Origin of the sequence: Flavobacterium sp., from assembly GCF_039930565.1 — a bacterium.
GTDB lineage: Bacteria > Bacteroidota > Bacteroidia > Flavobacteriales > Flavobacteriaceae > Flavobacterium.
The window spans coordinates 16,018-31,165 of sequence record NZ_JBDTTP010000053.1; the positions used below are offsets into that span (position 1 = coordinate 16,018).

Sequence of the window (15,148 nt, forward strand, 5' to 3'; positions counted from 1 at the left end):
AATAATGAGTTTTTGATTTTAAAAAACAGAAAAAAAAAGTAATGCCAAGGAATAAATAATGATTACGTAGTTGATTTTGAGGGAGAATAAAAAAAGCTACGGTTACAGAATACCAATAAAAAAAAATAACCAAACAAAAAACAACCAAAAACAAAATTCAAAAATTATGAAACCAAAAGAAACATAAATCCGTCATTCATTTTGTGTTTGAAAAAGCTTAATTATTTTTTACTCACACAAAGTATATTTTTCAAATTAACCATTAAACTAACCAGAATAATATGAAAAAAAGTAACAAGTTACTGCAAGGTAGCTATCAGGAATTAAAGTTTAATTTAAAGGCAATAATTACAATCTCATTTTTGATAGTATCTGTTTTTAAAGTAAACGCGGCTACTTCTGAGGAGGGCAGCAAAAAGTCGGTGATTGTAAATAATAAATCAGAAGCTGATATCACCATAAAGGGAATTATTTTAGACGAATTGGGTCAGCCAATGATAGGAGTTAATGTTGCCGCAAAAGGTTCACCAAGAGGAACAACAACAGATTTTGACGGAACATTTACAATTACAGTTTCATCCAATATAGAAGCTTTAGTGGTGTCTTATGTAGGATATGAAACAAAAGAAGTGGCAATAGCAGGCAAAACTAATATTTCGGTTTCCATGGCACCATCATCAAAAACGCTTAATGAGGTTGTTATTGTTGGATACGGTACTCAGAAGAAGAAAGCAGTACTGGGAGCAATGTCTTCTATTAAAGGCGAGACTCTGAACTTATCTTCTGCTCCGTCGGTCTTAACAGCTTTGCAGGGTAAAGTGGCAGGTTTGCAAATTACTCAGGATAGTGCTCAGCCGGGAGGTGGATTTAATATTAAAATTCGTGGCGCAGGTTCTCTTTATGCACCTAATGATCCTTTAGTTGTGATTGACGGATTTCCTGTTACAAATTTAGATCAACCTGGAACTGGAAACCGCTACAATGGTGGAACGCAGAGTATTTTAAACTCTTTTAACCCAAATGACATCGAATCGATAGATGTTTTAAAAGATGCCAGTGCTACAGCAATTTATGGTGCCAGAGCAGCAAATGGTGTTATTATGATTACGACTAAAAAAGGAAAAGAAGGTGATGTAAGAGTTGATTATTCCGGTTCTTATTCGTACCAAAAATACAATGACAGTTATGAAGTTTTGAATCTCCAGGAATGGATGCAGTTACGAAATGATGCAGCAAAGGAAAATTGGGATTTTTTAAACAGAGTCTATCCATATTCTTCCAAAACTGAAGCAGAAGCAAATGCAGCTCCGGTTAATGGAATTCCATTTAAAAGATTTTATTCTGATGAGCAGATCAGAAACGCCGGACAGGGAACAGATTGGTTATCATTGGTAACCAGAGATGGTATGGTTAAGCAAAACAATTTGTCACTACGCGGAGGAACACAATCTACCAAATATTTTTTATCCGGAAATTTATTTGATCAGGAAGGAATTATTAAAAATTCAGGCTTAAAAAGAAGTACGCTTCATTTCAGCATAGATCAAAAATTAACCGATTATGTGAATTTTGGTATGAATATGACGAAAAGCCGTATTAAAAATAGAAACTCACAATTAGGTGGTGATCAGTTTGAGAATTCAGGAATCATCAGATCTGCTATTCAGCAAAGTCCTAATATTTTAGCGATTGACGAATTTGGTAATTATCCAATAAATCCAGATAATGCCTTAGAGCCAAATCCATATTCATTGTTAACAATTTCAGATGAAGGAATTGTAGATCGTACACTGACTAACTTTTACGCAGAAATAAAACCAATAAAAGGTCTAACAGCAAGATTTCAGGCAGGTTTTGATCAGGGAAATACAAGCAGAAATACTTATTTGCCAAGAACTACATTGTATGGTGCATTGGAAAATGGTAAAGCCTCTATCAATTCACAAAAAAAGAATGATGATTTACTGGATATTATTTTAACCTATAATACAAAAATTGGAGATGATAACTCTTTTACTTTTATGGCAGGTTATTCCCAATCCACTTTTAGAAATGAAAGAGCATCATTAGGAAACAGTAATTTTATTACCGATTCTTTTTTATGGAACAATATGAATGCGGGAGCGGGAATTAAATTAACTACGTCATCAAAGAATGAGGATTCTTTTCGTTCTTATTTTTCAAGAATAAATTATTCTTACAAAGACAAATATTTATTAACATCAACGATACGTAGGGATGGTGTAAGTTACTTTGCTGCAAATAAAAAGTATGCTGTGTTTCCATCCATTTCTGCAGGCTGGGATATTTCGCAGGAATCATTTATGAAGGATATTGCAGATTATGTATCACAGTTTAAGGTTCGATTTGGTTATGGTTCAGTAGGTAATTCTACAGGACTTTCTAAAGGTGCATTTTATGCACAGCCAGCCTATTTAAATTCAGATGAATCAATTTGGACTGGAGTATTTGCAAGCCGTTTAGAAAATCCTGATTTAAAATGGGAAACGACAACAGAAAAGAATTTTGGTGTTGATTTCGAAATATTAAAAAGAAGGATTTCCGGGTCAGTCGAGATATACGAAAGAGTAATCTCAGATTTATTACAGATAAAACCAATCAATAGTTATCATGAAGTGAATACTTCTTGGGCTAACATAGGTAGTACAAAAAGTAAAGGTGTAGAGGTTACAGTAAGTACTGTAAATATCAATAATCCTGATTTTAAATGGAATACTACTTTTACCTATTCAAAATTTGAAACCAATTGGAGAGAGAGAGCTCCGGACTGGAAACCTAAAGTTTATATGAGTTACAACGATCCATTACGAGCGCAATATAGCCAAATAGCTGATGGAGTGATGCAAATTGGAGAAGTAGTTCCTGCGCAGCCGGATTTATTTCCAGGACAAATAAAGATAAAAGATCTTAACGGTTTTCAAAGAGACGGAGCAGGAAATCCTGTAACGGATGCCAATGGAGTATTTTTAAGGACTGGTGCTCCGGATGGAAGAATTGACGATGCAGATACGGTTTTACTTGGATCGGCAGATCCTGATTTTGTAGCAGGTTTAAGCAATACAATTACCTGGAAAAATTTTCAGCTTAATTTTGTTTTCAATGGAATGTTTGGAAGAGATATTGTAGATCAGACAGATTTTACTTATGGGGTAACAGCTACAGGTGTAGCACAAAATGGAAGAAATGCATTAAGAAATGTAAATAACAGATGGACTCCTGATAATCCTACCAATACACGTCCGGCTTCTCATTTTGGGGATTTCAACAGGTATGGTTCGGGAGATTTCTTTATGCAGGATGCATCCTTTGTTCGTTTGCAAAGTGCATCCCTAAGTTATAATCTTCCAAAAAAATGGTTTGGAAAATACATGCAGGGAGCAGCCATCAGATTTGACGGGCAAAACCTTTTTACCATTACAAAATATGATGGTATAGATCCTGAAACAGACGGTTATGCAGCAGCATATCCAAATGTAAAAACATACACAGTAGGAGTTGACCTTAAGTTTTAATAAAAAAGATATGAAAAATTTAAAAAATTATACAATAGTATTGCTATTACTAGTTTTCTCAGGATGTAATGAAGATTTAGAATCTATTAATTACGATGAGATTAACCCAAGTATTTTTCCGCAATCTGAGGCCGATATTCAGGCAATAGTAGCTTCAGCATATTATCCGCTTAGAGGATCATACGGAAACGGGATTCATTCAACATCAGAAAACGGATTAATGTTTATTCTGGATGCCACAACCGAAATCCTTCAGGGACCTTATGGTGTTCAGCAAGAAGCCTCATTACATAGTTTCAGGGTAAGTTCAACAGCTTTTACACGGTTTTATGATGTTTTCTATAACAAAATAAGCAGTATGACATTGAGTATTTACAGAATCGAAAAGTCAGGTGTAAACGAACTTGTAAAAAAGAAAGCTATTGCCGAAATCAGATGTGCAAGAGGATTATTAGCTTATGAATTATACGATATGTATGGACCTTTGGTAGTAGCACCACTGGAAATACTTCTAAATCCATTGTATGAAGAGCCATTGGCACGACTTTCAAATGCTGAAATGGTTAGTTTTATCGAAAATGACCTTAAGGCTGCAGCTACAGATTTGCAATCTCCGGCAGAAACACCTTACGGAAGATTTAGTAACGGAATGGCTAGAATGGTTTTGATTCGATTATATCTGCATGAAAAAAGATGGTCAGAGGTAGAAGAACAGGCAACTGCTATTATAGGAATGAATCATTATAAATTAGAAGATAATTATGCCGGTTTATGGGATATTACAGCTCCTGTAACGAGTAAAGAAGTAATTTGGGCAGTTCCTGCTGATTATGCCGGAACAAGTGAAAATCAATGGCAGTTGATGGTATTGCCTGCTAATTTCCCGGGACGCGGAGGTTACGGTACTATTCAGAGTTCGTGGAAATTTTACGACTCTTTTGAGTCAACTGATATTCGTAAAACAGCACTTATTGCAGAGTTTACAGGTACAGATGGTATTACTTACAACAGAGCAAATCCTGCTAACTACATGCAATTAGGACCAATTCCTTTAAAAATTCATCCTGATGCAGCCAGAACTACTGCTTTAACAACAGTTGATATTATCATCTATCGTTATGCCGATGTATTGTTATCAAAAGCAGAAGCATTGGTAAACAAGACGGGTACGCCAACACAAGAGGCCATCGACTTGGTAAATGTTGTTAGAGGAAGAGCTAAAATCAGCCTGATTAATTTAGCAGATTACAATACACTGGCAAGTTTTAATGATATGATTTTATTAGAAAGATCTCATGAATACTGGTGTGAAAACGGACAATACCGTTCCGATTTAATCAGACATGGTAAATTTACTGAGCATGCGCTTTCCTTGAATGGAGCAGCAAGCCAAAGTGAGCCTTATAAAGCATTGTTTCCTTTTTCATTAGACAGAGTAAGTGAAGGTAAAGGAAAGTTTATTCAGAATGATAAGTATTTTTAATTGAAAGACGGATATCACTTGATGTGAAGGAATAAAATTGACCAGATAATTTAATTATACAAAAAATGAAATATTTACCAGTACTATTTTGTCTTTTCCTAAATTTTGCCTCCAGCTGCCAAAGTGATGGTAGAGGTGACAATGGTGGAGAAGTTAAAGGAGAGGAAAAAGTGACGTATGCAGTTTCTAATGAAGTTTTTACCAATCCGGAACGTGGATTTATGCACACCTGGCAGGTAAATTCTGAAGGGACTGCCATGACAGCTGCATCTCTGAATAATCTAAAGAAAGAAAATGTAAGCCTTATTTTACGTTTGTATTATTTGGAGAAATTCAAAACAACTGCTTTAAGTCAGATTCAGTTAGATTTGATTAAAACTGATTTTACGCGTCTGAGAGAGTCAGGTTTAAAATGTGTTTTACGTTTTGCCTACACTGATGCTCAGGACGGAACAGATGCTTCTGTGGCAGTGATTTCAGGGCATTTAGATCAGTTAAAACCAATTTTTGAAGAGAATAAAGATGTAATTGCTTTTGTTCAGGCTGGTTTTGTTGGAGCTTGGGGCGAGTGGTATTACACTACAAATCAGTTGACTACTCCAGCGAATAAAAAACTGATTCTGGATAAACTTTTGGAATCTTTTCCAAAAGAAGTTAAAATTCAGGTAAGGACTCCAAAAATTAAGCAGGATTTTGTGGCCACTACAACTGCTATGGATGCTACAGTTGGTTATGGAACTACCAATACCGCCCGTTTAGGATTTCATAATGATTGTTTTATGGCCAGCGTTGATGACTATGGAACCTATCAGAATGTAACTGCCGAAAAAACATATGTAAGCAATGAAGCTCTTTTTGTCCCAACAGGAGGGGAAACATGTCCACCGGTAGATGTGCCGATTGCAAGCTGCAGCATTGCCGAAAAAGAAATGACACTTCTAAAATGGACCTATCTAAATCTTGACTATTATGGGCCGGTTTTACAGGAATGGAGAAATAATAATTGCTTTACCGATTTTGAAAGAAAGTTAGGTTATCGATTGGCATTGGCTTCTTCAAGTATCAAAAAAGAGGCTGCCTTAAATGGAACATTAGCATTTAATGTATTAATAAATAACTCAGGTTTTGCACCTATTTATAATCCAAAAAATGCTTATCTGATTTTTAGATCAACAGCAAATGGAACGGTTTACAAAAAGAAATTAAGTTTTGATGTTAGAAAAGTGGTACCGAGAGTAACTTATGATTTAAAAGAATCAGTAAGCTTATCTGAAATTCCTGCCGGTACTTACGAATTACTTCTAAAAATGGAGGACAGTTCCTCAAAATTGAGTGAGAGACCAGACTATTCTATCCGCCTTGCCAATACAGGATTGTGGGAAGCTACAACAGGTTTCAACAAATTATCACAAACGGTTATCATTAAATAGTTATAAAAATATTTAAACCAAAAAACCATGAAAAAAATACAATTAACCAAATATGTAACAATGCTGATGGCGTTGTTATTGCTAACAGCTTGTTCAAGTGATAGTGCTTCTTCGGATTCAGCAACAATGCCTGTGGCAGATTTTTCATTTACCAACGACGGAAGTACATTTACTTTTACCAATCTTTCTACGAATGGAACAAAGTACAGATGGGATTTTGGAGATCTTTATTATCCTTCAGAAGAAAAAGACCCAGTTTATACGTATAAAATTGGAGGTGAAATCAGGGTTTCGCTAACGGTTACTAACGAAGCAGGTGAAGAAGCCTTTATTACTAAAGTGATTACAGCTCCTAAAATTATCATCATAGATATTAAAATCGACGGCAAGTTTACCGATTGGGAGGATGTAGCCGTAACAGATCAAAATACATCCGGAAATGGTTCTATTCAAAAAATTAAAATTTGGGCAGGTGGCCCAAATGTTAATGTATATTTAGAAGGAAACAAAAAAATGCTCATGGAACTGGTAGACATGTACATCAATACCGATGGTAATACACAAACCGGATTTTTACATGGCACCTGGCCTGGAGGTTCCGGAGCAGAATTTTTATTCGAAGGTCCATTGGTAAGCGCCGGATGGGGAGATTTTTATAACCATACCGATCCAAATGGCGGATGGGGCTGGGGTCAGATTGCTGGTTCCGGAGCTAATTTGAAAGCATCAGCTGTTGTAAGCCTTAATGATACCACAAATGCAATTGAATTCAGTATTCCGAAAACACAATTAGGAACTTTAGGCAGTTCAATTGGTATAGCCATTACCGAAATGACTTCAGGATGGGCTGCTGTTGCTAATTTCCCTGAAGGACCTAAGTTTTCTACATTACAATTGTAGTTTGTCATCGATAGCCTGTCAAAATTGCCATTAGATTTTAGCTTTTTGAAGAGGTCATTTTAAATCTAATGGCATGAGCTATCGAGTTAATATAATTTTAAAAGTAATCCTTGGTATTTTAGAGATAGTAAGGATTACTTTATAAGAATTCAAATAAAGAAATAAACCAGGAATGAATAAAAGCATAGCCAATAACCGATTAATGTCTGTAGATGTTCTGCGAGGATTTGATTTACTCATGATAATTGTGGCAGATCGCTTTTTCTATAATTTAAACACGGCTGCCAAAACCAATTTCACAAAGACTCTGACGGATCAGTTTGAGCATCCGGAATGGATTGGCTTTCATTTATATGATGTTATTATGCCTTTGTTTCTGTTTGTAGTGGGTGTTGTTATTCCGTTTTCTTTAGGGAAAAGAAGCACCGATGAAGAATCAGATTACAAATTGTATAAACATATTTTTAGACGATTTGTAATTCTTTTTATTTTGGGGTGGATTGTTCAGGGCAACTTATTGTTTCTGGATCTTTCAAAATTTCACATATTCAGTAATACACTTCAGGCGATTGCGGTAGGTTATTTATTTTCTTGTATTGCTTACATCAATTTATCCAAAAAAGGAAGGTATATCTTTTTTGCATCATGCCTAATTTTATATGCCGTTTTGTTAGCTGTTCCGAATTACTTCGGACACAGTTTTGAATTATTACCCAATAAAAACCTTCCCATTTATATTGATCAGCAGATTTTTGGACGTTTTTACGACCAGACACAATATTCATGGCTGTTAACAGGTTTAGGATTTACTGCCACCACCATGTCAGGATTATTTGCAGGAGAACTGCTCTTGTCCTCTTTATCCAGACAAAAAATTGCCAACTATCTATTCATTATTGGTGTAAGCGGAATTGTTATATCATTAATAATAGGTTTGTGGCACCCCATTATTAAAAAAATATGGACGAGTTCATTCGTACTATTCTCATCAGGAATTAGTTTTGTTTTATTAGCTTTATTTTATTGGATTGTTGATGTAAAAGGCTATACCAAATGGGCAAATCCATTTAGAGTAATTGGACTGAATGCCATCGCAGCCTATGTTGGATCACATGTTTTTAATTTCTCCTTGATTGCCAAACAAATTTTCTTTGGTTTTGAGCAATTTACGGGAGCTTATTACGATGCATTTTGTGATTTGGCCGGTTTTGGAATCCTTTATTTCCTACTTTGGTACATGCATAAAAACAAAACCTATATTAAAGTATAAACAAACAAATAATTACGAATAACGACTTCAATACATAATATCACTAAACAAAAAAAAATGAAAAGTTCAAGTTTAAAATTTTTACTGATAGCTTTTTTGCTATTACGAATTTGCGACATATCTGCGCAGCTCATAAAAACCAAAGCACCAAAAAGAGATAAAGGCCAAACTGATGTTTTGCGCTTGGCAACACCAGCAATTCCTTTAGTAAGAATCGGAATTATTGGTTTGGGAATGCGCGGAACCGGAGCAGTTGAACGTATTACTCACATTCCGGGTGTAGAAATCGTTGCGCTTTGTGATATGGTCGAAGAAAGAACAACAGCAGCCAATGATACTTTGGTAAAACATGGAAAAGTAAAAGCAGAAGTGTTTTTTGGAGAAGACTCCTGGAAAAAAGTAACCGCACTTAAAAATGTAGACTTGGTTTATATAGTAACCGACTGGAAACACCATGCCAATATTGCCGTGCAAGCCATGAAGGGCGGAAAACACGTTGCCGTAGAAGTTCCCGGAGCTTTAACGATGAAGGAAATTTGGGATATTATAGACACGTCTGAAAAGACCCGTAAACACTGTATGATGCTGGAGAATTGTGTGTATGATTTCTTTGAACTGACTACATTAAATATGGCACAGCAAGGTCTGTTTGGTGAAATTCTCCATGCCGAAGGTTCGTACATACACGGACTACAACCGTATTGGCAAGGATACTGGAACAACTGGCGTATGGATTATAACCGCAAACACAGAGGTGACGTTTATCCTACACACGGAATGGGACCGGCATGTTTAGCGTTAAATATTCACAGAGGTGATAAAATGAATTTCTTAGTTTCTATGGATACCAAAGCGGTCGGAAATCCTGCTTTTATTAAGGAAAAAACCGGAGAAATTGTAAAAGATTTCAAAAATGGAGATCACACGATGACAATGATTCGTACCGAAATGGGAAAAACAATCCAGATCCAGCATGATGTAACAAGTCCAAGACCTTACAGCAGGATGTATCAGGTTTCAGGTACAAAAGGCTTTGCGAATAAATATCCTGTTGAAGGTTATGCTATCGATGCAAAAGAAGCAGGTGGAGAAATTTCAAAAAATTACCAGAACCTTAATGCTGAAGAGTTTGTATCTGAAGATGTAAAAAAAATATTAATGGAAAAATATAAAAATCCAATTGTAAAAGATATCGAAGAAATGGCCAAAAAAGTGGGTGGCCATGGCGGAATGGATTTTATTATGGATTATCGTATGTTTTATTGCATACAAAAAGGACTTCCTTTAGATATGGATGTTTATGATTTGGCAGAATGGTCTTGTTTGAGTCCGTTAACAGAAATTTCTTTGGATCATAATTCAGCTCCTGTTGAAATTCCCGATTTTACAAGAGGAGGCTGGAAAAAGCTAAAAACTGTTGAATTTTCAAAATAAGAGTTTATTTGCATTTTTTAGTTTTATGATAGAAAGAGGCTGTTTTTTGACAGCCTCTTTCGTATACATAGTATTTGGAGGTAATATGATTCTGCTTTTTTGAGTTAACTCTGCTTTTTATTGAGTCAATTTAATCAAATATAATTATATACTTTTGCAGAATTAAAATACTTTACATTAATTTATATAAATGCATTTCAAATACCTGTTGATTTTATTGATTTTATTTTCAATTAAAGCAAATTCTCAAATACTTGAAGAAAAGAAAAATTTCCGCGCAGCAGATTCACTTTTAAAAGAACCAAGTTTTTCCGTCCATAAAGACAATTACTTTTTAACTGGTGTACCAATAAATACTGCTATTACTCGTAACAATTCCGATGTTAAATATCAGGTAAGTTTTAAGCTTCGGCTAAAATCAAAACCTTTATGGGGTGGTTTTTATCCTTATTTAATGTACACTCAAAAAGCTTTTTGGGATATTTATGCCAGTTCAAAACCTTTTTCAGAGATTAATTTTAATCCTGGAGCTGCCCTTGTTCGGCCATTTTATTTAAAAGGTGGAAGGCTGACTTATGGAACAATTTCCTTAGAGCATGAATCTAATGGGAGAGATTCTATTTATTCCAGAACATGGAACATGCTTGCCTTTTCACTAAGGTCACAGATTTCTCCACGGTGGACGGTAGGGATTAGAGGATGGTTTCCAATTGTTGATAAAGAAGATAATCCTGAACTTACTAAATATGTCGGCTACGGCGAAGCGAGTGCAACATATCAAATACAACCGGGACGATGGAGCGCAGATGTTCTTTTCAGAAAGGGAAGTGGACTTATCAATTACGGATCTTTGCAGACACAAATAAACTGGAAGCCGTACAGGAATGAAAATTACTATCTAACACTTCAATGGTTTGTGGGTTACACTGAAAGTTTGATTGATTACCAGGAACATAAAAGTATGCTACGTTTGGGATTTGTAATAAAACCTGAAAATATGGGTATTTTTTAAATTATTTCTCTATTAACAAAAACATATATTACTCTTTTGATAAGATACTTAAGATAATTTACAGCATAATTAAACAAGATTTTTACATTGAAGCCACTTATCTGAGTGGCTTTTTTATGAATTGGTTTTAAAATTCTGATTGTCATTATTTAACTATAGGAGGATAGTTTTTATACTTTTTTGATTTAGTTTAGGCCAAAATTCTTGATAGCATCATAATCTTTATTAATATAAATTATCATTATAATGCTTGAATTGATGATAAATTCAAGTCTAATAATTATAACAACCTAATCGAATAAATATGAAAATTAGAAAACAATATTCGTCAAATACCTTTTTCCTAATGTTAGTTTTTATTTTATCATTAATAATAATCAGCAGTGTCAATGGACAAAATCAAAATATAAAAAATGATGTATTCTGGAATGATAAAAATGGGAATCCATTGAACAGTCAGGGTGGCGGGATTTTTAAATTTCCTGATCCCATTACCGGTGTAATCAAATATTATTGGTATGGTGTTCATTATGAAGAAGCCGATAGTTATAGAAATACGCCATTTATTACGTATCCAAATGCTACTTTTAATTCGGTAAACTGCTACAGCTCAATAGATTTAGTCAATTGGACTTTTGAAGGAGATGTAATTACCAAAGATGAAGTCAATAAATCAGGAAAAACCTGGTTAGGCCGTTTGGGTGTAGCTTATATAAAAGAATTGAATAAATATGCCTTGTTTGTTCAGCATGGCAGTGAAGTTCTTATTACAGTATCTAATTCACCAACTGAAAAGTTTACCTGGCATCAGAAAATAAATATGGAAAAAATGATTGGAACCAGCAATACTGGTGATCAAACCGTATTTACAGATAAAGATACCGGTAAATCGTATCTAATTTATTCTTATGGAAAAGGAAGAAATAAAATCTATGTTTCGGAGATTGGGGTTAAGGATGGTAAAGTGAATCTATTGGATTGCACACAGATTTTTAAAGGAGAAAGCCGTGAAGGAAATTGCATGTTCAAATACAATAACAAATTTTATATGTACGCATCTAATATATACGGCTGGGATGCTTCTTTTGCTTATTATCTTGTGGCAGATAATATAAGAGGGCCTTATTTTCCTGCTAATGAAATGCTGATCACAAATGGTGCTTCCGAAGATTTTGCACATGTATCACAAACAGGTTTTTTTGTTTCGGTAAAAGGGAATAAGCAGGAGACAATTTTGTACTGCGGGGATCGATGGGCAAATTTTGCAGGCAATGGATTAGGATATAATCAATGGTGTCCGATGTCATTTAATGGAAATACACCTTATTTTAATTCTCTTAACTCCTGGAATATTAATGCTCAAACTGGTATTTGGAAAGTAGCCAAAGACAATAATTATGTCATGAATGGAAGTTTTGAAGCAGACAGAAGATATATTCCCAGTCACGTTAAGCCAGTTCAAATAAAATTAACAGGTTGGTCTGATGAGGTTACTGAAGGAAATAAGATTGGACTTGATAGTGTAAATTCTCCAGTAATGAATTATTTCAATACCGAAGCCGACAGGAAAATTGTAACAGGAGAGAAAAGTTTAAATATTAGCGATAAGATTAATTTTAAAAGAAAAATAGGGCAAAGAATAGAATCTTCGCCTTATGTAAAACTTGAAAACGGTGTATATGTATTGAAGGCTAAAGTTAAGAATACCAAAGGTTTTAAGAATCTGGAAATGTATGCCCTTAGTAATGGCAAGAAAGTAAAATACACTATCAAAGATGAAAATGCATTATGGATAACAATCCAGATTTCTAATGTTGCAGTTCGGGATGGAAAAATAGAAATTGGTTTTATGGCGGAAGGAGCTGCAAATGCTTCTTGCCAGGTTGATGATGTGACTTTAATAAAAAAGTAATTTGATTTATTATTCAATATCCAGGTCATTATTTGTTGCAATTCCCCAGCTGATTCCCAGAAACGAAACCAAATTATCTGTCTTTTCGAAATTTTTACCAAAGCCTCCTGTAATGGTAAATCTTTCGTTGATTTTATATTTTAGATTGCCTACAGATCTGTAATTGTCTTTTTGATTGGTTCTGTTGATATATTCATAACCAATGGCAAAATCATTCAATTGTAATTCGATTTTGGCTCCTAAATCAAGATTTTTTTCTTTTTTATAAGATAACAGAGTGGTGTTATATGTCATTTCATCAATTAAATATCGGGAGTATTGATAAATGTTAAGATAATTGTTATTGGTTTTGCTTAATTTAAAATTTGCGTTTAATGTCAACCATGCTCCATATCTTCCAAATCGTCCGGATTTAAATTCATTTTCATCAAAAAAATGATTGTAAGCCGTGGCAATATCGGCAGTAAATATTGGTTTTGAAGCTTCTAAAGTATCAACTGCAGCATAAATATCAGCAGTGAGTTTCTTATATTCCTCCAGTTTTGATAATTTATTAACCTGATCTAAATTCCATTGATTGTACTCAGCTGTTCCGGATTCATATGGATTTTGGTCAAGAGTTAGCTGTTGATCTGTAATGACCTTAAATCTTCCCAATTTTAAAAGCAGCTTATCGATAGATTCCTGTCTCTCTTTTCTGTTAACTGTCAAAAGGTTGGTTCGGATTCCAACGGATACATTCTGAATTGTATCTTTTTTTACTGAAGCTAATGAAAACGAAAGATTCTTATAAGGCTTAGAATAGCTTTTTTGATTTTCCTTAATCACATAATCAGTTAAATTTCTTCCTTTGTTGGCAAATACCCAGTAAGGTGTAAATTCCAAAGCATAATCAGTAGGGAAACCGCTGTTGCCTGAACTTATGCTGTTAATTAAGCTCAGTGTAAAAGCCTGGGTCGTAGAAGGAGTACTGATGATAGTAGGTGAGTAATCCAGTATGGTAAAAGCCGGAGCGTTGGGTAATTCCAAATCAGTTATTTTAATAGTATTTGATTCTTGTGAAAATAATTTCAAGCTGATTAAAAACAAGAACAGTATTGATTTCGTTTTCATTTGATTTCAATTATTTTAGTTAATAACAGAATGGTTTTATCCTCTGAAACAATGATTTCCTCTTTGACACATTTGTATATTTTACTGACATAAAAACTTCCGGGTTCGTCATCATCTTCAACCAGATGATAATGAATTTTTAATTTTTCTATAAAATCATCAATATCTTTTACTTTTTGCAAATCAAAATAGGTGATAATAATGATCCTGTATCTATCTTTAAAGTCAATTGTTTTTCCAACTTCAAAAAAACTGATATTGCCGTCGCCGGGATTAGAATCATTTATGGTGGTCTTTTTCCAGGTACCAACTTCTTCTTTTTCTACCCAGGTTCGCGATAAATATTTATAATCAAAATTAACTTCTAAAAATAATTTTGATTTCTCTGCTTCTTTGGTTTCAAAAGTTTCCATGATATTGAAATAAAATTTTACATAATTTTTATACAGAATAAAATTACACAAATACTTTAAATCCAGTAGCATATACATAAATTTATTTTTTGATATAAGAAAAATAAAAAACAAAAAACCTGCAAATTTGCATTTGCAGGTTCTTAAAGCATGTGACAAAAATGTCTATTTGATTAAATCAAAACTTCTCTTTACAAAAGCAGTAAGTTCTTCTCCTTTTAATAAGTTCTGAGATAATTTTGCCAAATCCAAAGCTTGTTTCACCAAACTTTCCTGAGTTGATTTATCTTCCGTATTTAAAATATTGGCAGCCAGGTCAGAGTTGGTATTGACAACCAGATTGTACATTTCCGGCATATTACCCATTCCAAACATTCCGCCACCGCCAGATTGGCTCATTTCTTTCATTCTGCGCATAAACTCTGGCTGAGTAATAATGAACGGAGCTGCCTGACTGTCCAAAGCTTCCAGCTGAACTGAATATGCTTTCGGAATATAAGCTTCCAAAGAGGTTTTTAAACTTTCTTTTTCTTCATCAGATAGTTTAGAAATCGTGTTTTCGTCTTTTTTTATCAAATTATCAACATGATCAGAATCTACACGAACAAAAGTTACATCTTTATTATCACCTTCAATTTTTTGAATCAA

General features: G+C 34.3%; 10 protein-coding genes and 1 pseudogene. 8 read left to right on the plus strand and 3 right to left on the minus strand.

The features are described from left to right. The first annotated feature begins 281 nt into the window (after nt 1-281). The 8 genes from ABI657_RS13300 to ABI657_RS13335 all read left to right on the plus strand — a co-directional run bounded on the left by ABI657_RS13300 (nt 282) and on the right by ABI657_RS13335 (nt 12,974). Nucleotides 282-3,533, plus strand: a complete 3,252-nt coding sequence (locus tag ABI657_RS13300; RefSeq protein WP_348097754.1) for a TonB-dependent receptor — start codon at nt 282-284, stop codon at nt 3,531-3,533. Between the two features lie 10 nt (nt 3,534-3,543). Continuing rightward, the gene (locus tag ABI657_RS13305; RefSeq protein ID WP_348097755.1) at nt 3,544-5,016 is read left to right on the plus strand and encodes a RagB/SusD family nutrient uptake outer membrane protein; all 1,473 of its coding nucleotides are present in this window, start codon (nt 3,544-3,546) and stop codon (nt 5,014-5,016) included. Between the two features lie 65 nt (nt 5,017-5,081). Beyond that, on the plus strand, nt 5,082-6,446 hold the full coding sequence (locus ABI657_RS13310; protein WP_348097756.1) for a DUF4832 domain-containing protein: 1,365 nt from the start codon (nt 5,082-5,084) through the stop codon (nt 6,444-6,446). Between the two features lie 27 nt (nt 6,447-6,473). Continuing rightward, nucleotides 6,474-7,346 carry a PKD domain-containing protein gene (locus tag ABI657_RS13315; protein WP_348097757.1) on the plus strand — a complete coding sequence of 291 codons (873 nt, stop codon included), beginning with the start codon at nt 6,474-6,476 and terminating at the stop codon, nt 7,344-7,346. 172 nt (nt 7,347-7,518) lie between these two features. Continuing rightward, nucleotides 7,519-8,616 (plus strand): DUF5009 domain-containing protein, encoded by a 1,098-nt coding sequence (locus ABI657_RS13320; protein WP_348097758.1) that lies wholly within the window; start codon nt 7,519-7,521, stop codon nt 8,614-8,616. Nucleotides 8,617-8,673: 57 nt separating this feature from the next. Continuing rightward, complete coding sequence (locus ABI657_RS13325) at nt 8,674-10,050, plus strand: Gfo/Idh/MocA family oxidoreductase (protein ID WP_348097759.1); 1,377 nt, start codon at nt 8,674-8,676, stop codon at nt 10,048-10,050. A gap of 190 nt (nt 10,051-10,240) precedes the next feature. Then, a complete protein-coding gene (locus ABI657_RS13330; protein ID WP_348097760.1) occupies nt 10,241-11,062 on the plus strand; it encodes a phospholipase A in 822 nt (273 codons plus the stop codon). A 304-nt stretch (nt 11,063-11,366) separates the two neighbouring features. Next, on the plus strand, nt 11,367-12,974 hold the full coding sequence (locus ABI657_RS13335) for a family 43 glycosylhydrolase (protein ID WP_348097761.1): 1,608 nt from the start codon (nt 11,367-11,369) through the stop codon (nt 12,972-12,974). 9 nt (nt 12,975-12,983) lie between these two features. Here ABI657_RS13335 and ABI657_RS13340 read toward each other — a convergent pair whose 3' ends face one another. From ABI657_RS13340 to ABI657_RS13350, 3 genes and pseudogenes are all read right to left on the minus strand, one after another. Continuing rightward, complete coding sequence (locus ABI657_RS13340; protein ID WP_348097762.1) at nt 12,984-14,087, minus strand: hypothetical protein; 1,104 nt, start codon at nt 14,085-14,087, stop codon at nt 12,984-12,986. Then, a complete protein-coding gene (locus ABI657_RS13345; protein WP_348097763.1) occupies nt 14,084-14,500 on the minus strand; it encodes a hypothetical protein in 417 nt (138 codons plus the stop codon). The genes ABI657_RS13340 and ABI657_RS13345 overlap by 4 nt, the downstream gene beginning before the upstream one ends. A gap of 165 nt (nt 14,501-14,665) precedes the next feature. Further along, nucleotides 14,666-15,148, minus strand: a pseudogene (locus ABI657_RS13350) (molecular chaperone HtpG); the annotation flags it as partial.